The sequence below is a fragment of the Shinella sp. genome (assembly GCF_052438155.1).
GTDB lineage: Bacteria > Pseudomonadota > Alphaproteobacteria > Rhizobiales > Rhizobiaceae > Shinella.
The window spans coordinates 779,067-800,594 of sequence record NZ_JBQVPI010000001.1 but is presented as its reverse complement, the minus strand read 5'-3'; the positions used below and the strand labels follow the sequence as shown (position 1 = coordinate 800,594).

General features: G+C 62.5%; 17 protein-coding genes. 4 read left to right on the top strand and 13 right to left on the bottom strand.

Annotation, left to right across the window (positions count from 1 at the left end):
* Positions 1-2: 2 nt before the first annotated feature.
* Together znuA and ACT6VE_RS03720 are read left to right on the top strand one after the other, a co-directional pair.
* On the top strand, positions 3-1,004 hold the full coding sequence (gene znuA, locus ACT6VE_RS03725; protein WP_444797253.1) for a zinc ABC transporter substrate-binding protein ZnuA: 1,002 nt from the start codon (positions 3-5) through the stop codon (positions 1,002-1,004).
* Between the two features lie 112 nt (positions 1,005-1,116).
* Entirely contained in the window at positions 1,117-2,322 is a 1,206-nt protein-coding gene (locus ACT6VE_RS03720) for a GTP-binding protein (RefSeq protein ID WP_444797252.1), read from the top strand.
* Between the two features lie 135 nt (positions 2,323-2,457).
* Here the strand turns inward: ACT6VE_RS03720 and mgrA are convergent, their stop codons facing one another.
* The 8 genes from mgrA to ACT6VE_RS03680 all read right to left on the bottom strand — a co-directional run bounded on the left by mgrA (position 2,458) and on the right by ACT6VE_RS03680 (position 12,406).
* Positions 2,458-3,489: an L-glyceraldehyde 3-phosphate reductase gene (gene mgrA / locus ACT6VE_RS03715; protein WP_444797251.1), complete on the bottom strand. Its 1,032-nt coding sequence runs from the start codon at positions 3,487-3,489 to the stop codon at positions 2,458-2,460.
* A 115-nt stretch (positions 3,490-3,604) separates the two neighbouring features.
* Positions 3,605-4,738: a Gfo/Idh/MocA family protein gene (locus ACT6VE_RS03710; RefSeq protein WP_444797250.1), complete on the bottom strand. Its 1,134-nt coding sequence runs from the start codon at positions 4,736-4,738 to the stop codon at positions 3,605-3,607.
* Positions 4,739-4,750: 12 nt separating this feature from the next.
* A complete protein-coding gene (locus tag ACT6VE_RS03705) occupies positions 4,751-5,512 on the bottom strand; it encodes a sugar phosphate isomerase/epimerase family protein (protein WP_444797249.1) in 762 nt (253 codons plus the stop codon).
* A gap of 15 nt (positions 5,513-5,527) precedes the next feature.
* The gene (locus ACT6VE_RS03700) at positions 5,528-7,987 is read right to left on the bottom strand and encodes a beta-mannosidase (RefSeq protein WP_444797248.1); all 2,460 of its coding nucleotides are present in this window, start codon (positions 7,985-7,987) and stop codon (positions 5,528-5,530) included.
* A 149-nt stretch (positions 7,988-8,136) separates the two neighbouring features.
* Positions 8,137-9,225 (bottom strand): ABC transporter ATP-binding protein, encoded by a 1,089-nt coding sequence (locus ACT6VE_RS03695; protein ID WP_444797247.1) that lies wholly within the window; start codon positions 9,223-9,225, stop codon positions 8,137-8,139.
* A 3-nt stretch (positions 9,226-9,228) separates the two neighbouring features.
* Entirely contained in the window at positions 9,229-10,056 is an 828-nt protein-coding gene (locus ACT6VE_RS03690) for a carbohydrate ABC transporter permease (RefSeq protein WP_444797452.1), read from the bottom strand.
* A gap of 103 nt (positions 10,057-10,159) precedes the next feature.
* Positions 10,160-11,062, bottom strand: coding sequence for a carbohydrate ABC transporter permease (locus ACT6VE_RS03685; RefSeq protein ID WP_444797246.1), 903 nt, complete (start codon positions 11,060-11,062; stop codon positions 10,160-10,162).
* Between the two features lie 108 nt (positions 11,063-11,170).
* Positions 11,171-12,406: an ABC transporter substrate-binding protein gene (locus ACT6VE_RS03680; RefSeq protein WP_444797245.1), complete on the bottom strand. Its 1,236-nt coding sequence runs from the start codon at positions 12,404-12,406 to the stop codon at positions 11,171-11,173.
* 414 nt (positions 12,407-12,820) lie between these two features.
* Between ACT6VE_RS03680 and ACT6VE_RS03675 the strand changes: the two genes are divergently transcribed.
* On the top strand, positions 12,821-13,864 hold the full coding sequence (locus tag ACT6VE_RS03675) for a LacI family transcriptional regulator (RefSeq protein WP_444797244.1): 1,044 nt from the start codon (positions 12,821-12,823) through the stop codon (positions 13,862-13,864).
* Between the two features lie 119 nt (positions 13,865-13,983).
* Complete coding sequence (locus ACT6VE_RS03670) at positions 13,984-15,237, top strand: MFS transporter (protein ID WP_444797243.1); 1,254 nt, start codon at positions 13,984-13,986, stop codon at positions 15,235-15,237.
* A 59-nt stretch (positions 15,238-15,296) separates the two neighbouring features.
* Here the strand turns inward: ACT6VE_RS03670 and gndA are convergent, their stop codons facing one another.
* The 5 genes from gndA to ccoG form a co-directional block, all read right to left on the bottom strand.
* Entirely contained in the window at positions 15,297-16,727 is a 1,431-nt protein-coding gene (gndA, locus tag ACT6VE_RS03665; protein WP_444797242.1) for an NADP-dependent phosphogluconate dehydrogenase, read from the bottom strand.
* A gap of 204 nt (positions 16,728-16,931) precedes the next feature.
* Positions 16,932-17,087 (bottom strand): cbb3-type cytochrome oxidase assembly protein CcoS, encoded by a 156-nt coding sequence (gene ccoS, locus ACT6VE_RS03660; RefSeq protein WP_444797241.1) that lies wholly within the window; start codon positions 17,085-17,087, stop codon positions 16,932-16,934.
* Complete coding sequence (locus tag ACT6VE_RS03655; RefSeq protein WP_444797240.1) at positions 17,084-19,378, bottom strand: heavy metal translocating P-type ATPase; 2,295 nt, start codon at positions 19,376-19,378, stop codon at positions 17,084-17,086. Before ACT6VE_RS03655 ends, ccoS begins: the two co-directional genes overlap by 4 nt.
* The gene (locus tag ACT6VE_RS03650) at positions 19,375-19,875 is read right to left on the bottom strand and encodes a FixH family protein (RefSeq protein ID WP_444797239.1); all 501 of its coding nucleotides are present in this window, start codon (positions 19,873-19,875) and stop codon (positions 19,375-19,377) included. Before ACT6VE_RS03650 ends, ACT6VE_RS03655 begins: the two co-directional genes overlap by 4 nt.
* Positions 19,872-21,443 carry a cytochrome c oxidase accessory protein CcoG gene (ccoG, locus tag ACT6VE_RS03645; RefSeq protein WP_444797238.1) on the bottom strand — a complete coding sequence of 524 codons (1,572 nt, stop codon included), beginning with the start codon at positions 21,441-21,443 and terminating at the stop codon, positions 19,872-19,874. Before ccoG ends, ACT6VE_RS03650 begins: the two co-directional genes overlap by 4 nt.
* Positions 21,444-21,528: the final 85 nt, after the last annotated feature.

The following is a 21,528-nucleotide window of genomic DNA, read 5'->3' as shown; positions in this document are numbered from 1 at the left end:
CCATGCAAAAGGCCGTACACGCCCTCCTCCTCTCCACCGCTCTCCTTGCCGTTGGCGCCTCTGCCGCGCGGGCTGAAACCCCGAGCGTGGTCGTATCGATCAAGCCGATCCACTCGCTCGTTTCCGCGATCATGCAGGGGATCGGTGAACCCAGCCTGATCGTGGAGGGCGCCGCCTCGCCGCATACCTATTCCCTCAAGCCGTCGAATGCCGCAGCCCTGCAGGATGCCGACGTCGTCTTCTGGGTCGGCCACGGGCTGGAGGCATTCCTGGAAAAACCGCTGGAATCGTTGAGCAGCAACGCAACCGTCGTCGAACTTGACGACGCGCCCGGCCTCGAAAAACTGCAGTTCCGCGAGGGCGGTCCGTTCGAGGCGCATAGCGACGAGGGCGAAGAGGCTCACGAAGGCCACTCCCACGACGAGGACGGTCACAATCATGCTAAGAAGGCCGAAGACGGTCATGAGGGCCACGAGCACGGCGAATTCGACATGCATCTCTGGCTGAGCCCGGACAATGCGCGCGCCATTGCCGCGGAAGCGGCGAAGGTGCTCGCGGAAAAGGACCCGGCCAATGCGCAGACCTACAACAAGAACCTCGCCGCACTGAACGACAAGATTACCGCTCTCGACAAGGAAGTCGCCGACACCATTGCACCAGTGAAGGAAAAGCCCTTCATCGTCTTCCACGACGCCTACCAGTATTTTGAACATCACTACGGCGTGCACGCTGCCGGTTCCATCACCGTCAGCCCGGAAACCCTGCCCGGTGCCGAGCGCCTGACGCAGATCCGCGACAAGGTGAAGACGCTGGGCGCAACCTGCGTCTTCGCCGAACCGCAGTTTGAACCAAAGCTGGTGAATGTGGTGATCGAGGGCACCTCGGCCAAATCCGGCACGCTCGATCCGGAAGCCGCCACGCTGGAGCCAGGTCCGGGCCTCTACTTCACCCTAATGAAGAGCATCGCCACGTCGCTGCGCGATTGCCTTGGCCAGCCAAGCTGACCAGCGACGGCATTCCGGCTTGAGGCCGAACGACATCGCAAAGAACGAGGCGGGACAGTCCCGCCTTTTTCGGCACAGCTTATGTAATGGTATAACATAAAAGGCAATTCGCATGGACAACCGCCTCCCCGTCACCGTGCTTTCCGGGTTCCTCGGCGCCGGCAAGACGACGCTGCTCAATCACATCTTGAACAACCGCAGCGGCCTGCGCGTCGCCGTCATCGTCAACGACATGAGCGAGGTCAACATTGATGCCGCCCTCATTCGCGATGGCGGTGCGGACCTGTCGCGCACGGACGAACAGCTCGTCGAGATGACGAACGGCTGCATCTGTTGCACGTTGCGCGACGACCTGCTCGCCGAAGTGCGCCGCCTCGCGGAGATGGACCGTTTCGACTATCTGCTGATCGAATCGAGTGGCATTTCAGAACCGCTTCCCGTCGCCACGACGTTCGACTTCCGCGACGAGGCCGGCTGGAGCCTGTCGGACGTTGCCCGGCTCGACACGATGGTGACGGTGGTCGACGCCGCCAATCTCCTGAAAGACTACGGCTCCCAGGATTTTCTGGCCGAACGCGGCACGACGGCCGGTGAAGGCGATACGCGCACGCTGGTGGAATTGCTGGTCGAGCAGATCGAGTTCGCCGACGTGGTCGTGCTCAACAAGACGGGCATGACGCCGCTCGAAAACCTCATCGCCGCCCGCCAGATCGTCGGCAGCCTCAATGCCTCGGCGCAGATCATCGAAACCGACTTCGGCCGCGTCGCACTTACCGACATCCTCGGCACCGGCCGTTTCGATTTCGAGAAGGCGAGCGAGCACCCGCTGTGGTTCAAGGAACTTTACGGCTTCAAGGACCATGTGCCGGAGACGGAGGAATACGGCATCCGCTCCTTTGTCTATCGGGCGCAAAAACCGTTCCACCCCGTCCGCCTCAAGGCCTTTTTCAATGAGAGCTGGCCGGGCGTCATCCGGGCCAAGGGCTTTTTCTGGCTGGCCACCCGCCCCCACCATGTCGGCGAGATGAGCCAGGCGGGCGCCCTGGTCAGGAGCGGCCGGCTCGGCCTCTGGTGGGCCTCCGTGCCACGCCAGCACTGGCCGCAGGACAAGGCGGCGCTCGACGCCATCGCCCGCTATTCCGATCCCGTCTGGGGTGACCGGCGGCAGGAACTCGTCTTCATCGGTGCGGACCCTATGGATGAAGCCGATATCCGCCGCCGGCTCGACGCCTGTCTCGTCGATGCCGAGATATTCGAGCCGGCGCGCTGGGCGAACCTGCCGGACCCCTTCCCGCTCTGGATCCGCGAGGCAAGCTGATCAGGACTGAGCCTTGTGGGTGAACCGCTCGAAATCCGCCGGCACCGGAGTTCTCGCCTCCAGCCTTCTTGACGCTCGAACGTCATCTCACTCTCGAAAAAAGCCGCCCGAACCTTCGCCCGGGCGGCCTCCAGCTCAATCGAGTTCGGCGGAGCTGGTCCACAGGTTGATGTCGGCCTCCTTGGCATAGATATCGATCTCGGCCAGTTCTTCTGCCGTGAAGTCGCGATTTTCCAGCGCCTTGACGCAATCGACGATCTGCGAGGAACGGCTGGCGCCGATCAGTGCCGAGGTGATGCGCCCGCCGCGCAGAACCCAGGAAAGCGCCATCTGCGCCAATGTCTGGCCGCGCTGCTCGGCGATGCCATTCAGCTTGCGGATATTGTCGAGGATTTCGGGACGGATGAAATCCGTCTTGAGGAAGTGGTTCAGCGCCGCACGGCTGTCGCCCGGAATGCCGCCGAGATATTTCGTGGTAAGCATGCCCTGCGCCAGCGGCGAGAAGACGATCGAGCCGATCCCAAGGTCTTCCAGCGTATCGACGAGGCCGTCGTCCTCGATCCAGCGGTTGAGCATGGAATAGCTCGGCTGGTGGATGATGCAGGGCGTGCCGAGCGCCTTCAAGATCGCCGCCGCCTCGCGGGTGCGCTGCGAATTGTAGGAGGAGATGCCGACATAGAGCGCGCGGCCAGAGCGCACGATATGATCGAGCGCGCCGCAGGTTTCCTCCAGTGGCGTATCCGGATCGAAGCGGTGCGAATAGAAGATGTCGACATAGTCGAGACCCATGCGCTTCAGGCTCTGGTCGCAGGAGGCGATGAGGTATTTGCGGCTGCCCCACTCGCCGTAGGGACCCGGCCACATGTCGTAGCCGGCCTTGGAGGAAATGATCAGCTCGTCGCGCAGATGCGCAAAATCGGTGCGGAGAATCTCGCCAAAGGCGGTTTCCGCCGTGCCCGCCGGTGGGCCGTAATTGTTGGCGAGATCGAAATGCGTGATGCCGAGGTCGAAGGCGGTGCGGCACATGTCGACCTTGCGGTCATGCGGCGTGTCGTCGCCGAAATTGTGCCACAGCCCGAGCGAGATCGCCGGCAGCTTCAGGCCGGAGCGTCCCACGCGGTTGTAGGTCATCGTGTCGTAGCGGTTTTCCGCCGGCTGCCAGGCCATGGTCAAATTCCTTTGCTTGAATCGAGGACTGTTTCGTACAGCCCTCTCGCGCCAGCCGGCAAGGGACATCCGTCCTTTGCCGGCGGCTTGTTCGCATTTTCGCAAAGCGGCACACTTAGCGCAGCAGCCCCCGCGCCTCCTCGATGCCGAGCGCCTCGGGCTGGGTGCAGGTCGTCACGATGTCGATCGCCCGCCCCTCATCCGCCGAGCGCAGGATCGCCGTCAAAACGTCGATCGTGTGCAGCGAACGGTCGAGCGAGCAGCGATAGTCGCGGCCGGTCGTGACGGCGTCCATCATGTCGGCGAGGCCGATGCCGCGATAGTTGGCCTGCGTGCCCCATTCGAACTCGTAGTTGTGGGCGCTCAGCGGATGATCCCAGACCTCCACTTCCTTCGGCTCGCGGTCACTACCGGCGACTTCCACCTTGCCACCGAAGAAATTCGGATCGGGCACGAAGACTGCGCCGTCGGTGCCATATAGCTCCATGTTCTGATGGCGGTGCGCCCAGACGTCCCAGCTCGACATGAGTGAGACCTGCGCGCCGCTGGCGAATTCCAGAATGGCATGGATGTTGGTTGCCACGGCCACCGGTACTTTTTCACCCAGACGCGGGCCATTGCCGATGGTGCGTTCCTCATGCGCCTTGTTGGCAAGCGCCACCACGCGCCTCACCGGGCCGACAAGGTTGACGAGGTTGTTGACGTAGTACGGCCCCATATCGAGGATGGGCCCGCCGCCCGGTGCGAAGAAGAAATCCGGGTTGGGATGCCAGCTCTCCATGCCCGGCCCGAGCACATGGGCCGTGCCGGACATGATCGTTCCCACCTTACCGCTATCGATCAGATGGCGGACAAATTGATGGGAGCCGCCAAGATAGGTATCCGGCGCCGACCCCACCTTGAGGCCGCTCGCGTCGGCGATGCGGCGAAGATCCTCGCCCTGTTCGAGCGAGAGCACGAACGGCTTTTCCGAATAGACATGCTTTCCGGCTTCCAGCGCCTTCCTGGAGACCGGATAATGCGCTTCAGGTACCGTCAGGTTGACGACCACGTCGACCGCCGGATTGGCGAGCAACGCGTCGATATCCTGCGCCGGGACACCAAATTCTTCCGAACGGGCCTTGGACGCGGCGGGGTTGATATCGGCGCAAGAGACAAGCTTCAGGTTCCTGAACATCGGGATCAGCTTGAAGTAAGCGCCCGAAATGTTGCCGCAGCCAATGATGCCGACTCCGTATTCCTTTGTCATGATGGTCCGTCCTCAGAATGCCTTGATGGTTTCGATCGAGCGGGTGGCGAGCCGGGTGATGTCCTTCGGATTGTCGTGCTCGACGATGAAATGCTTGACCGGCGTGCCGGCGAGCACCTTGGCAAGATCGCCCCAGGCAACCGTGCCGTGGCCGACATCCGCCCAGCCGTCCTCGTCGGCATTCTCGCCCTTCGGGGCGATGTCCTTGATGTGCACGGCGGTGATGCGGTTGCCGTATTTCTGGATCCAGGCGAAAGGATCGGCCCCGCCACGGATGATCCAGGCGATATCCGCTTCCCAGGCGAGATCCGGCCCGCCGGCAAAGATGTGATCCTGCGGCACGGAGCCGTCCTCAAGCGTGAAGAACTCGAAATCATGGTTGTGCCATCCGAAGGTAAGGCCTGCCTTGCGGAGCGGCGCGCCGGCCTTCTGCAGGCGTTCGCCGAAGGCGCGCCAGCCGGCAGCATCAGCCGGGCGGTGCTCCGGCAACAGGTAGGGGCAGTAAACCGCCTCGATGCCGAGCGTGCGGCAAATCTCGAGCACGCGCTCCGGCTCCGCCTCCAGCATATCGAGGCCGAAATGGGCGGTCGGCATGGCAAGGCCGTTTCGGTCGAGATCGGCCTTCACCTGCTGGATGGCGGCATCGTCGAGCGCGGCGTGGAGCGCGCCGTAACCTTCGACCTGCTTGTAGCCGGCATCAGCGAGGATGCGAAAGATTTCGGCGAAGGGCTGGAAGTTGCGGGCGCTGTAAAGCTGGAAGCTGACGGTCTGCATGGAAGTCTCCTCGTATCAGTCTTGGGAAGTCTGGCAGGAATGAAGATCGAGCCAATGGAATTGGGGTACCGTGCCGCTTTCGGCAGGTGTGAAGATCACGGTCTTTCGCTCTCCGGCGGTGAGGTCGAAGGCATTGTCGGACCAGCGGCCGGCGACATCGGCCTCCAGCATGACATGCAGCGCAAGGCTGCTTGCCGTGGCGGTGACAGCGAAACGACCATCCTCGCGCGGTTCAACGTCGAGTGTCAGGCCGGACGCTTCGAGATCGAGTGCCTTGTAGGTGCCGGAGACATGATGCCCCTCGCCCGTCATGCCGTTCGAGGCCTCGAAGGACCAGAAGAGCAGCGTGTCTTCCGGCAGCTCAGCGGCGAGGACGGAGAACAGCATTTCGGCCTTGTCCGGCCCGCACCGCCCTTCCGCGCTGCGATAGGGTCGGCGCTCGCCGGCGAGCGAGACGAGCCAGGTTTCGAGCTTTACCGTCACCGGTTCGGCCGTGTCGTTGACGACAGAGAAGCCGATGGCCTCGCCGTCCTTGGACGGGATCGCCGCGACGGCCACGGGTTGGAAGAAGCGGCGCACCATGTAGTGCATGGCCTTCCAGCTGCCGCCATAGTCGAGGCTTGACCAGGAGGCGACCGGCCAGGTGTCGTTGAGCTGCCAGTAGAGCGTGCCCATGCAATGGGGCTTCAGCGAGCGCCAGTATTCGACGGCGGTGCGGATGGCGAGCCCCTGCTGGATCTGGCTCAGATAGACGAAGCTCGCGAAATCCTTCGGGAAGCGGAAATAGCGGAACATCGTGCCCGCGATCCGCTCGTTGCCACCGGCATTCTTCTGGTGGCTCTCCATCACGGGCGACGCGATGTTCATGTCCTTCAGGCCCGCAAAGGTCTTCATGACCGGCATGGACGTGTAGGACTGGAAGCCGAATTCCGAGCAGAAGCGCGGACGCACGGTGCGGTAATTGTCGAAGGACTTGTTCTCGTGCCAGACGGACCAGTAGTGCATGTCGCCGGAGCCGTCGGCATGCCACGCATCGCCGAAGTCGAGATAGCCGGAGGCCGGGCTCGACGGCCACCAGATCGCGCCCGGCGCCGCCCTCTTCATCGCGACTTCGATGGTGCGGTTGAGGCGGTCGTAGGAGACGAGGTAGCGGTCGCGGTTCTCGCGGCTCGCCTCGAACCACGTCAGAGCGCCGACAAGCTCGTTGTCGCCGCACCACAGCACGATGGAGGGATGCGAGGCGAGACGCTTGACCTGGTAATCCACCTCGGCGGCGACATTGTCGAGGAAATCGACGGTCGAGGGATAAAGGTTGCAGGCGAACATGAAGTCCTGCCAGACCATCAGGCCGAGTTCGTCACAGAGATCGTAGAACCAGTCCGGCTCGTAGAAACCGCCGCCCCAGACGCGGATCATGTTCATGTTGGCGTCGGCAGCAGATTGCAGCAGGTCGCGCACGCCGGCGGGATTGATGCGGGACGGCAATGCGTCGGCGGGGATCCAGTTGGCGCCGCGGCAGAAGATTTCCCGGCCGTTGACCTTCAGCGCGAAACGGCTCCCGGCCTCGTCCTTGTCCGTCACCAGCTCGACTTGCCGGAGCCCGACGCGACGTACGACGGTCTCGGTCGGTGTCTCCACGCGCACGACATAGATCGCCTGCTCGCCATGCCCCGCCGGCCACCACAACGCCGGCTTCTCGATGCGGAACATGTGCGTCAGTTGGGTCTCGCCGGCACTGACGCCGATATCGAGCCGCACCCGTTCGTCGTCAAGCGCGAAATGCACCGGCAGGATGCCCGGCGCCTCGGCGTGGAAGGTGACGGTGACGTAGAGATCGACGGCACCGTTCGCGTGATGAAACTGCCGGGTCGTGACATGCTCGATGCGCGCGGCCTCCAGCTTGCGCAGGGCGATCTCGCCGTAGATGCCAAGCGGCGCGATGGCGATGTTCCAGTCCCAGCCGAAATGGCATTGCGGCTTGCGCAGCATGTTGCCGTTCGGGATCGGCGAATTGCCCGTGGACCAGGGAATGAAGAACGGCTGGTCCGCCTGACGCGCGGCACCGGCAGCGATACTCGAGTGGATCAGCACCTTCAGCGTGTTCTCACCAGCCTTCAGAGCATCCGTGACATCGGGCCGATAGCGGCGGAAGCAATTGTCCGTGTCGAGAACAAGCACGCCGTTGACATAGACGGAGGCGATGGTGTCGACGCTGCCGATATCGAGATACCAGTCGCCCTCCAGCATTTCCGGCGTCACCGTGAAGGTGCGCTTGATCGCCCAGTCCTTCTGTGCAACCCATTGTACGTCACGCTCGTTGCGGCCGGCATAGGGATCGGGGATGAGGCCGGCGGCAAGCAACGCGCTGTGCACGTCGCCGGGAACACGCATGGGAGCGGTCTTTTCCGCGTCGGTGCTTGTGACGGTCCAGATGCCCGAAAGGTCTATGGCGGTGATGTCGGATGTTTTGGTCATAATATTATCTCTGAACTTCGTGTTTGGGGCATCTGCCCCTCACCCTGGCCCTCGCCCCGTAAGCAGGGAGAGGGAATAGCAAAGTCTCGGCCGAACGGCCGTCCTTCCGCCTGCGGGGAGACGGTGTTAGCGGAGAGAGGAACGGCCCTCTAGATCCGCTCCTCCGTCCCCGCATCGAATAGCGAGGCGAGCCCCATGTCGAAGGAAAGCCGCACCGCCGTGCCCGGCGCGAAACGCCGCGCGCCCGCGACGCGAACGGACATGGTATGGCCGGCGTGTTTCAACCAAAGCAGATTGTCGGCCCCCATCGGTTCCTCGATGTCGACCGTCGCCTGATGGATCTCCGACCCGGCACCATCCTCGTTGACTTTCACATGCTCCGGCCGAACACCCAGCACGACCTTCCGGCCGGCCTGCAGCGGTTCGATAGCATTGTAGCCGTCGAGCGAAAAATCCACGCCGTTCGTATGGAAAGCCGGCTTTCCACCCTTCTCCACGATTTCGCCGCGCAAAAAGGTCATCGACGGCGAGCCGATGAAGCCTGCGACGAACATGTTGCGCGGCGCGTTGTAGATCGTATTCGGATCGGCAAGCTGTTGGATGACGCCGCTCTTCATGATGGCGATGCGGTCGGCGAGCGTCAGCGCCTCGATCTGGTCGTGGGTGACGTAGATCATCGTGTTCTTCAGCGACTGATGCAGCCGCTTGATTTCCACGCGCAGTTCCGAGCGCAGTTTCGCGTCGAGGTTGGAGAGCGGCTCGTCGAACAGGAAGACATCCACGTCGCGCACCAGCGCCCGGCCGATCGCCACACGCTGGCGCTGACCGCCGGAAAGTTCAGAAGGCTTACGCTTTAGCAGCGGACCGATCTGCAAGATCTCGGCGGCGCGGGCGATGCGCTTCTCGATCTCCGGCTTCGGCATCTTGGCGACCTGGAGGCCGAAGGAGAGGTTCTTCTCCACCGTCATCTGCGGATAGAGCGCGTAGGACTGGAACACCATGCCGATGCCGCGATCCTTGGGCTCTTCCCAGGTGACGTTCTTGTCCTTGATGAAGATCTGCCCACCGGTTGGCTCCAAGAGGCCGGCGATGCAGTTGAGCAGCGTCGACTTCCCGCAGCCGGACGAGCCGAGCAGCACGAGGAACTCGCCATTACCGATATCGAGATTGAGGTTTTCCAGCACGTTAACCGCGCCGAAACTCAAAGACAGGTCCTTGATGGATACAGAGTTCTGCATGGCTTAACCCTTGACTGCGCCGGCGGCGATGCCGCGGACGAACAGCCGTCCCGACACGAAATAGACGATGAGCGGGACCGCGCCGGTGAGCAGGGTCGCGGCCATGTTGACGTTGTATTCCTTCACCCCCTGGACAGAGTTGACGATGTTGTTGAGCTGCACCGTCATGGGGTAATATTCCGGCCGCGTGAACACGACGCCGAACAGGAAGTCGTTCCAGATGCCGGTGATCTGAAGGATCATCGCGACGACGAAGATCGGCAGCGACATGGGCAGCATGATGCGGAAATAGATCTGCCAGAAGCCGGCGCCATCGATGCGCGCCGCCTTGAACAGCTCTTCCGGCAGCGACGAGAAGTAGTTGCGGAAGAGCAGCGTCAGGATCGGCATGCCGAAGATGGTGTGCACGATGACAAGGCCGGTCAGCGTGCCGTAGATGCCCATTTCGCGCAGCACGATGACGATCGGGTAGATCATCACCTGATAGGGAATGAAGGCGCCGACGATGAGGATGGTGAAGAACAGGTCGGCACCCTTGAACTTCCAGTTGGCCAGCGCATAGCCGTTGACCGATGCCACGAGGATCGAGATCAGCGTCGAGGGAACGGTGATCCGCACGGAATTCCAGAAGCCGCGCGAAAGACCATCGCAGTTCAGCCCCGTGCAGGCCTGCGCCCAAGCTTTCACCCAAGGTTCAAAGGTCACTTCCAGCGGCGGCGAAAAAATGTTGCCGAGGCGGATTTCCGGCATGCCCTTCATGGACGTGACGACCATCACGTAGAGCGGCAGCAGGTAATAGAGCGCCGCGACGGTGAGCGTACCGTAGAGCATGATGTTGCGGCCGGAGAGCGCACGGCGCGGTTTTGCGCCGCGCGGTTCGACACCGGCTTTGGTGGCTGCGGCAAGTGCGGGGCCGGCTTTGAGAGTAATGCTGTCAGACACGCTTGCGCCCTCCAAACTCGAGATAGGCCCATGGCACGATGATGATGGCGACGGTGACGAGCATCATGGTGGAGGCGGCAAAGCCCTGCCCCAGGTTCTGCGCCTGGAACATGTAGTCGTAGACGTATTTTGCCGGCACCTCGGACGCGATGCCCGGCCCGCCGCTGGTCTGCGCCACCACGAGGTCGTAGACCTTGACGATGCCGCTCGCGATGATGACGAGCGTCGTGATGAAGACCGGCCGCATCATGGGGATGACGATGAAGAGATAGGTCTTCCACATCGGGATGCCGTCGACACGCGACGCCTTCCAGATGTCCTCGTCGATACCGCGCAGCCCCGCGAGCAACAGGCACATGACAAGACCCGTGCCCTGCCAGAGCCCGGCGATCAGCACGCCGTAGATGACGATGTCGGCATTGTAGAGCGGATCGAAGGTGAAACTCGTCCAGCCGAGCGAGCGCACCACCGACTGGACGCCGAATTCCGGATTGAGAATCCACTGCCAGACGAGGCCGGTAACGATGAACGACAGTGCGAAAGGATAGAGAAAGATCGTGCGAAACGTATTCTCGAAACGGATCTTCTGGTCCATCAGCGCGGCCAGCAGGAAACCGACCACCAGGCTGAAGACGAGCGTGAAGATGCCGTAGATCGCAAGGTTCTGGATCGACATGATCCAGCGCGGCGCGTCCCAGAGGCGCTCGTACTGGTCGAAGCCGACGAAGTTCGCCCGCGGCAGCAGTTTCGAATTGGTGAACGAATAGACGACCGTCCAGACCGTGCCGCCGAGAAAGATGACGACGGCGGTGAGCATCATGGGAATGGAGGCAATCTTGGAACTGAGATTGCGCAGCAATTTACTGGGGCGACCGGTGTGTGCCTGGCCCGTCATGGGTCACTCCTCCTTGGTCTTGGTCAGCGATGGGACGACGCCTACATGAAGCAGTCGCCGGAACCGGCCGACAGCAGGACGCCGCCGGCCGCGATCTCATATCGCTGGTCAGTCCGCCGAGGCGATGATGTCGGCAAAACGCTTCTGGGCGTCCTCCGCCGTCATCGATGCGTTGGCGAAGAACTCGGAGAACAGATCCTCCTTCTGCTTCTGGCTGTCGGCAGAAAGCAGTTGGTCCGTCCATTCGACCACGTTCCCCTTGGCGAGGATGTCGAGACCCTTTTTCATGCAGTCGTTGGCGGCGGCGAGATCGACATCACCACGCACCGGCAGCGAGCCCTTCTTCAGATTGAAAGCGACCTGCGCTGCCGGACTTACCAGCGTAGAGGCGAGCACTTCCTGCGCCTTCGACTTCTCCTCGTCCTGAAGCATCGGGAAATAGAAGGCGTCTCCACCCGTCGCAATCATGTCGGTCACGCCAAGGCCCGGAAGGCAGGTATAATCCTTGCCCGCAACCTTGCCGGCGAGCGCGAATTCACCCTGTGCCCAGTCGCCCATGATCTGGCCACCGGCCTTGCCCGTGATGACCATGTTGGTCGCCTGATTCCAATCCTGCACGTTCGTGCCCTTGGACATGCGCCGGGCATCTTCGGCAGCCTTGAATATCTTGGCGATATCAGGACCGGCAGCCACGTCGGCGTCCTTGTCCTTGTAGACCTTGTAGAAGGTGTCCTTCCCGCCGATTGCCAGCAACAGCACGTCGAAGGCACCGGATGCCTGCCACGGCTGACCGCCGACGGCGAGCGGAACGATGCCGACTTTTTCGAGTGCCGGAGCTGCGGCGACGAATTCGTCCCAGTTCTTCGGAACGGCGACGCCGGCCTTTTCAAAAGCTTCGTTGGAGAGCCACAACCACTGCCAGGAATGGATATTGACCGGCGCGCAATAGATCTTGCCGTCGATCGTGCAGCCGTCGAGCAGGCTTGCCGGCTTGATGATGTCCTTCCAGTTTTCGCGCGTCGCGACATCCGTCAGGTCGCGCATCAGCCCGGCCTCGACCAGTTCCTCGGCCTGGCGGCCGTGGTTGAACTGCGTGGCGGCCATCGGATCGCCGCCGGTGATGCGGCTGACCATGATCGGCCGCGCCGTGCCGCCAGCGCCGGCGATGGCGCCGTCGACCCACTTGTTGCCCGTCGCGTCGAAAGCCTTTGCCAGTTCAGCGACCGCCGCGGCCTCCCCGCCGGACGTCCACCAATGGGTTACTTCCAGATCGGTCGCATTGGCTGCGGCGAACGGCAGAACCACTGTCGCTGCCAAGATAGCAGCCATAGAGCGATTTTTCATGAGTTTCCTCCCTCACTGAAACGTTGCAGTAAAAAGCTAGCCCAATCGATTTAATCGCGCAACAGGCTCGGCGCACAAATATCGGCTTCCGACCCAAGAACGCGTTGCCAGCTACCGGGAAGGGCCACATCGCGCACGGCACAACGCAGCGCGACATAGCGGGCAACATATTGTTTTAATTTACTATTTCACGAAATCATCAGCCCAAACTGCGAGTGAAACTTCGCAAGCGCATAATTTATGACTTTGCGGTGCAATGCCGGATTTCTCGCGCCAGAGAACGAAAATCCTCTTGTTTTCCTCTCGACAAAGGAGCTGCATCGTTACAGATTTATCGGAATTTCAGCGGGGAGTAGCGGCCGAGGTTAAAAAATGTATAACCGGGCGCTAATACGGAGAGGTGGCAGGCAGGGGATGAGCAAGAAGACAAGCGAGGGCCAGACAGCGACGCTTTCGCCGAACAGCGAACGGCCGACGCTGAAGACGATCGCCTTCATGACCGGTCTTGGCATTACCACGGTGTCACGCGCGCTGAAGGATGCGCCTGACATCAGCAGCGAGACGAAGGAGCGCGTGCGCCTCGTCGCCCGGCAGATCGGCTACCAGCCCAATCGCGCCGGCGTGCGCCTGCGCACCGGCAAGACGAATGTCATCTGCCTGATCCTCAGCCTCGAGGAAGAGATCATGGGCCTGACGAGCCCGATGGTCGTCGGCATATCCGAAATCCTTGCCTCGACGCAGTATCACCTGGTGGTGACGCCCTACCGCACGCAGGGCAACGCGCTCGACCCCGTGCGCTACGTTCTGGAAACCGGGGCAGCCGATGGCGTGATCATTTCGCGCACGGAGCCCAAGGATCCGCGTGTCGCGCTGATGATGGAGCGCAATTTCCCCTTCTCCACCCACGGGCGGACGGAAATGGGGCTCACTCACCCCTACCACGATTTCGACAACGAACGCTTCGCTTATGAGGGTGTGCGCAAGCTCGTCGAGCGCGGCCGCAAGCGTATAGCACTGCTCCAGCCGCCGCCTTACCTGACCTTCCACCTGCACATGCAGGCCGGTTTCGAAAAAGGTATCCGCGATTTTGGCGCAACGGCGGTTCCGTTCAGCCAGGTCAACCTTGATTCCAGTCTCGTCGATATCCGTAGAGCCGGGGAAGCCATGCTCACGGCCGCCGATGCGCCAGACGGGATTGTCTGCGGCAGCGGCTCCGGTGCCGTGGCACTGATTGCCGCCCTTGAAGCGGCCGGCCGCAAGCTCGGGCAGGATATCGACCTGGCCTCCAAGGAATCGCACATGCTCCTGCAGTGGCTTCGCCCGGAAGTCGTGATCATGCGGGAAGACATTCGCCTTGCCGGCCGGGAACTGGCGAAAGCCGTGATCGCCCGCATCGAGGGCAAGCCGCCGGAAGAACTGCAAACGCTGAGCTACCCGATTCCGACGGACGAGAGCTGACGCATCCGGCGTGGCGATTTGTGGCTGTTGCAGGCTGCCCATTTTTGCGGCATCGCAGTGCGATCGCGTGAATCAAGTGGTTCGCGACGAGCAAGCGAAATGCGACGGAGCGGCCAGTAGTGGGACACGAAAAGCAGAGATTGAACTATGTGCTGTTCCTCGTCGCCGGGGCAGGCTTCGTGAATGTCGCGAGGGCGATGACGCTGTCGTTCCTCGCCATCAAGCTGCAGCAATCATTCGGGCTCGGCCCAGCCATGATCGGCGTGCTCTTGGGGATCGGCCCTCTGGTCGGGGCGGTCGCGGCGCCGTTTGCAGGCTCCCTGTCCGACAAGGTCGGGCGCAAGAGTGTCCTGACGCTTACCCTCCTTTCCATGGCGATCGCTATGGCCGGGATGGGGATTGCCAAAACGGTTCTCGCCTTCTGCCTTGCCCAGATCGTCGCGGCCGTTGCCATCGCGATCAACGAGCCGATTTCGCGCGCCCTGATGAGCGACGTTTGCCCCGAGCCGATGCGCCTCAAATATTTCTCCTGGCGCTATACGGCGATCAATTTCGGCTTTGCCGTCGGTCCGCTGATCGGCATCGCCGCGGGTGCTGCATCCACCATGCTTTTCGTCATCGCGGGCATCGTCTATGCGCTGTTTGCGCTTGCCCTGCACCTGCTGAAAGTCCCGGCGTATCAGGATAGTGGGGAAACCGCCGCCGCGCCCAAAATCTCGATACTTCAGAGCATCAAAACCGCGATCCGAGACCCACGCCTGGCCTTCTTCGTCGGTGGCGGCACCTTGCTGGTCGCCGTCTATGGCCAATGGTCGGCAACGCTCGCTCCCTATCTCGCCGGCAACATCTCCGGTGGCGTGGAAATCTTTGCTTACATCGTCTCCATCAATGGTGCCGTCGTCCTGCTGGGGAACCCGTTTGCCCGCCGCTTCATCGAGCGCGCCGACGCCCTCAACGCGCTGGTGATCGGCTGCCTGCTGTTTCTGGCGGGCGAACTCGGTTTCCTGGCCTCCAGCGGCTTCTGGAGCCTCGCGATCTCGATGGTGATTTTCACGATCGGGGAAATCCTCGTCGTGCCGTCGGAATACATGCTGGTCGATGGCATCGCGAACGACCGCAACCGGGGCAGTTATTTCGGCGCCCACTCCTTCTCGACCGTCGGCAACTTTGTCGGCCCTACCTTCGGCGGCCTCATGCTGGGTGCATTCGGCGGCCCCGGCATGTTCCTGCTCTTTGCCGCCTTTGCCGTCGGCAGCGCAATCCTTTTTGCCATCGGCACGAGAATGCCGCCACCCAGGGCATCGGTCGAACTTATCCCGGCTGCCGCATCGGAAGGTGTGGCCGGCCCGCATCTTCGTGGCCTCTACGCCTAACGTCGCCGCAAACGCCCATAAGCAAAAGGCCCGGTCTCTCGACCGGGCCTTTGTTATTCTCAGCCGTTAAGGCCGGAGCCCCACGGGCCATGGTGGCTGTCGGCACCATCGACGCGGTCAAAGCCATGCGCGCCGAAGAAGTCGCGCTGCGCCTGGATGACGTTGGCCGTGCCGCGCGCGCGACGGTAGCTGTCGAAGTAGCCGAGCGCCGAGGCGAGTGCCGGAACCGGCAGGCCATGAAGCGCTGCTGCGGAGACGACACGACGCAGGGCGCCATCGGTGCCCTTCACCATCGTGGCGAAGGCCGGGGTGACGATGAGGTTTGCGGCATCCGGCGCCTTGGTAAACGCGCTTGTGATCTCGTCGAGGAACTGCGAGCGGATGATGCAGCCAGCGCGCCAGATCTTGGCGATCGTCGGCATCGGCAGGTTCCAGTTATACTCCTTGGAGGCGGCGGACATCACCGCGAAACCCTGTGCATAGGCGCCGATCTTGCCGGCGAGCAGCGCGCTTTCGAGGTCCTTGATGAAGGCAGCCTTGTCGGACACCTGAAGGGCCGGAACATCCGGCAGGCCGAGAATCTTTTCAGCGGCCTCACGCTCGGTCTTGAACGAAGAGATGGAACGGGCGGCAACGGCGGCTTCGATGCCGGTCGCGGGCACGCCCATGTTCTGCGCCTCGATGGCGGACCATTTGCCCGTGCCCTTCTGGCCGGCTTTGTCGAGGATCATGTCGACCATCGGGCCACCACCGATCGGGTCCTTGGCGGCGAGCACCGTTGCCGAAATCTCGATCAGGTAGGATTCGAGGCGGCCCTTGTTCCACTCGGCGAAGACGTCGGCAATCTCGGAGGCGCTCATCTTCAGGCCATCGCGCAGGATGCCGTAGATTTCGGCGATCATCTGCATGTCGGCATATTCGATGCCGTTGTGGATGGTCTTGACGAAGTGACCGGCACCGTTTTCGCCGAGCCACGCGACACACGGATCGTCATTGTACTTGGCGGCAATCGAGGTCAGCACGGTCTCGACGCGCTTCCAGGAGTCTTCCTTGCCGCCGACCATGATGGACGGGCCGTGGCGCGCGCCCTCTTCACCGCCGGAAACGCCCATGCCGATGAAGGTCAGGCCGGAATCCTTCAGCGCATCGAAGCGACGCATCGTGTCACGGAAGTTCGCGTTGCCGGCATCGATCATGATGTCGTTTTTCTCGAGGTACGGACGCAGCAATTCCATCTGCTGGTCGACCGCAGCCCCCGCCTGGATCATGATGATGATCGGCCGTGGCGGCCGGATGGCGGCAACAAATTCCTCAATGGTATCGCATGGCACGATCTGGCTCTTGAGGTCGCCAGCTTCCTCGTAGAATTCCTTCGTGCGCGCTACCGTGCGGTTGAAGACCGCGATCTTGTTACCCTTCTCGGCAATGTTGAGCGCGAGATTCGACCCCATAACACCGAGACCGATAAGCCCGATTTCCGCCTGTGCCACGTTCATACCTCCGTAGGATGGCGCGGCGTGGGATTTGTCCGGACTCATGCCGGAAACGCCGCGCAAAAAGAGAGTTTGGAGCCTTGGCTCCAGCCGTGGTGTTTTGGCATTCAAATCGATTTACGACAAGGGATTGTTTGGCTTTGGGAGGATTTTAGCCGCCGCTTGCATGCTTTCCATGGCCCCATAAATGAGCACCGTACTCTACCGCCCGGGCTTGTCATCGCCGTCATCGAGCACGCGCCAGGCCGCCCCTTCGACATCGTCATATTGGCCACTCTTCAGCGACCAGACGAAGGCGGCAAGCCCCAGTCCGCCGAGGAAGAGCGCGATGGGAATGAGGAAGATCAGCGTGTTCATGCGGCTTGCACCACAGATGCTGCCGGGCGGGCGTCGTCCGTCGCACGCGCTGCGAAGGCCGGCAATTTTCCGCGCAGGCGGAGCGAGTTCACCACCACGATGATCGATGACGTGGACATGGCAATGGCGGCGATCAGCGGCGTCGCGTGGCCGAGAATTGCGACGGGCACGGCGATGACGTTGTAGCCGACGGCAAGCGCGAAATTCTGCCGGATCAGCCGGTCGGCACGCCGCACGGTCTCGAAAGCGAAGGGTATGGCTTCGAGGCTTTCATGCAGGAACACGAAATCCGCCGCCTGCCGGCCGACATCCGCCGCCGTCGCTGGAGCGATCGAGACGTGGGCTGCCGCAAGCGCCGGCGCATCGTTGATGCCGTCGCCGACCATCAGCACATGGCGCCCGGCCGCGGCACGCTCGGCAACCGCTTCCGTCTTTTCGCGCGGCGACAGGGCAGCGCGCCAATGGCCGATACCGAGCATGCCGGCAACGCGCGAAACGGCCGGCGCACGGTCGCCGGAGAGGATCGCCATCTCGACCCGCTCGCGCTTGAGAGCCCTTATGGCCTCCGCCGCGCCGGTGCGCACCGCATCTTCGAAACGGAAGGTTTCCAGCACCGAGCCGTCACGCGACAGCACCACCTCGGAAAGCCCATGCGCCTCCTCACCCACCAAGGACTTGCCGCAGGCGAAGGCACGGCTGCCAAGACGAAGCACGCCTTGCGAGGTCACGGCCTCCAGACCACCCCCGGCAATCTCGCTCACCGCTTCGATGACCGGCATGGGGCCGGCATTGGCTGCCGCCAGCGCCAACGAGAGTGGATGTCGCGAATGGGAAGCCAGCGCCGCCGCGAGGGCAAGATGGGAACGGTTCGCCGTCTCCCTGTCGACAAGGCGCGGCTTGCCGAGCGTCAGCGTACCGGTCTTGTCGAAGACAGCTGTGTCGATTTCGGCAAGGCGCTCCATGGCGGATCCGTCCTTGACCATGACGCCACCGGCAAAAAGCCGGCCCGCCGCCACGACCTGCACGACCGGGACGGCAAGGCCGAGCGCGCAGGGGCAGGTGATGATCAGGACCGCGATGGCGACGAGCATGGCATGCTTCCAGTCACCATCATAAAAACCCCAGCCGAGAAAGGAGACGAGCGCCAGGAGATGCACGGCCGGCGAATAGATCTGCGCGGCGCGGTCGGCGATGCGGCGATAGCGCGCCCGGCCACCTTCGGCGGCTTCCATGAGGCCGATGACCTCCGAAAGGAACGAATTGCGCGCGGTCGCGACGGCTTCCACCAGCAGCGAACCGGTGAGGTTCATCGCCCCTGCTTCCAGTTGCGTGCCGGGTGCAGCAGCCAGCGGATCGCTCTCGCCGTTGACAATCGAGCGATCGACATCGCTGGCACCTGACAGCACACGGCAATCGACGGGGATGCGTTCGCCGGCGGAAATGGAGAGATGCTCTCCGACCGCGATCTCCTCCACCGGACGGTAGTCGCGTGTACCGTCCGGCCGCACCACCATGGCGCCACGCGGCGAAAGGCGCGCAAGACCGGTTATTGCGGAGCGCGCACGGTCACGCATGACATGGTCCAGCGTGCGCCCGATGAGCAGGAAGAACAGCAGGCTCACCGTCGCATCGAACCACACATGTTCGGCGCTGTGCACGGTTTCCCAGAGCGAGACCGTGTAGGACAGCGTGATGGCGAGCGCGATCGGCACGTCCATGTTGGTGCGGCCGTGACGCAACGCATTCCAGGCCGACTGGTAGAAAAAGCGGCCGGCATAGATCAGCGTCGGACCGGCGATGAAGGCGGAGATCCAGTGGAACAGGTCACGCGTCGCGGCCTCGGCCCCGGACCACACCGAAACCGAGAGCAGCATGATGTTCGTCGCGGCAAAGCCTGCGACGGCGACGGCGCGGATCAACTGGTTGCGCAGCGCATCATCACCCTCTGCTGCGAACGAAAAGAGATGCGTGTCGTAGCCGGTATCCCGGATGGCGGCAGCAAAGGCCTGCGGATCGGTGCGCAGACCGTCCATATCCTCCATCCAGACCACCGAGACCCGGCGGGTGGAAAGGTTGACGCGCGCACGAACCACTGCCGGCAAGGCGTTCAATGCAGCCTCGATGGTGGTGATGCAGGTGCCGCAATGCACGCCCGGCACGCTCAGCTCGCTCTGTCGCAGCCCCTCGCCCACCGGACGGCTCGCAAGCAGCAACTCTTCCGACGACGGCAAGGCGTGCGATAGACGCGCCACCTCGGCGGCGCCTTCCGTGCCGGGTGCGCAGCAGCTCATTTCGCCCCTCCCGCGACAATGGTCCGGAGGGTCTGGTGGAACACCTTTGCGCCGTCCTGTTTCGTGCTGATATCAACGATCCACTGGCCGACGGGAACGTCTCTTTCCGCAACGAACAGCCCCGACCCGGCCGGCTCCAACGCGAGCGTGAAATCTTCGCGCTCATCGACCGGGCGCTTGAAGGTGGCGGCAACCTCGTTGGCGACAACCGGCGCACCTTTGGCGTCGACGACACGATAGGCGATGCGTCCGTTCTCGATCACCAGACTGCCCTCGATGCCGCTCGCAGCATGCGCCTTGGCCTCGGCCACCTTGCCGTTGAATTGCTGGCTGGCGACGTAGGTGTTCTGCACGACAAGGCCGCTCCAGCTGTTGGAGGCATTCCAGGCCATGATCATGTTGACGGTGATGATGGTGCCGAAAAACAGCACCATGATGCCGAGCATGTGCCAGCCGGTGAAGACGAAACCCTGCTCCTTGTTTTGCATAGCCATCATTTTGCTCCCGGCGTGTTGAAGTTGGCGGAGTAGACGTCGCGCTCGTGGCCCTGGCGGTCTTCGGCGATGATCTGGAAGCCTTCGGCCGCTTCGGTAAGGCGATCCTTCGGCAGGGTGACGAAGACGCGCAGCGCCGTCACCTTGTCCGGGTCGACCGGCACATCGACGCTACGGCCGACCGCGCCGGCATGGCCGGCAATCTTCATGGTGGCGCCAGGCATGCCCTCGATCGACACCGTGATGACGCGCGGTTCCGGGATCATGTTGAGCAGTTTTACGGCATAGCCATTGCGGATCGACCCGTCGGATTCGACCACGAACTGGGGGTTACGGTCATGGATGACATTCATGTCCAGCCGGTCGCGCGACAGGAGTGCATAAAGCAGCGCCAGCCCGGCCAGCGACCAGATACCGAAATAGAGCAGCGTGCGCGGGCGAAAAATGATGCGCCAGTTGAAGTGACGGACCTTCTCGTCGAAGCGGCCATCGGCATCACGCACGCGCTTGGGATCGACCGGCACCGCGCCACCTGCCGTGGCGAGCGCCATGTTGGCCGCATAGTCCGATAGGGTGGCATAGGCGATGAGGCCTCGCTCCTTGCCGATCTTGTCCATCACGTTGTCGCAGGCGTCGATGCACAGCGCGCAGGTGATGCACTCCATCTGCTGGCCATCGCGGATATCGATGCCCATGGGACAGACGACGACGCAGGCGTTGCAATCGACGCAATCGCCAACGCTCTCGCCGGCAGCGGCCACCTTCTTGGCATGGCGCGAGCGCGGCTCGCCGCGCCAGTCGTTGTAGGTGACGACAAGCGAGCTTTCATCGAGCATCGCCGCCTGGATGCGCGGCCACGGGCACATATAGGTGCAGACCTGCTCGCGCATCAGCCCGCCGAAGATGTAGGTCGTCGTCGTCAGGATCGCGACGGTGATGTAGGCGACAGGCGGGGCCTGCAAAGTCGCGAAATTGACGAGCAGCGTCGGCGCATCGGCGAAATAGAAGATCCACGCACCGCCGGTCGCAACCGCGATCACCAGCCAGACGGCATGTTTGCTGACGCGCTTCCAGACCTTGTCGAGCGTCCACGGGCCGGTATCGAGCTTGATGCGCGCATTGCGGTCGCCCTCGATCGCCCGTTCCACGACGAGGAAGAGATCGACCCAGACGGTCTGCGGACAGGCATAGCCGCACCAGGCCCGGCCGACCGCCGAAGTCACGAGAAACAGCCCGAAACCCGCCATGACGAGCAGGCCCGCGACGAAGAAGAATTCCTGCGGCCAGATCTCGATGAAGAAGAAATAAAAGCGACGGCCGGCGAGATCGACGAGAACCGCCTGGTCCGGCGCATGCGGGCCCCGGTCCCAGCGGATCCACGGCGTCAGGTAGTAGATGCCGAGCGTCACCAGCATGACCAGCCATTTGAACTGGCGGAAACGCCCCTCCGCGCGCTTTGGAAAGATCTTCTTGCGCTTTTCGTAGAGCGGTTTGCGAACCTTCGCCGAATTGACCGGCTCCGCCTCGTGTCGCTCGATGGAATTGTAGATCGTGGTGGTATTCTGTTGCATGGGACTCGGCCGCACCTGTCGTTGTGCCACCACAATGACGACAACAAGCCCCGCCATCGTTGATCTACGTCAAGTTTCGGACATA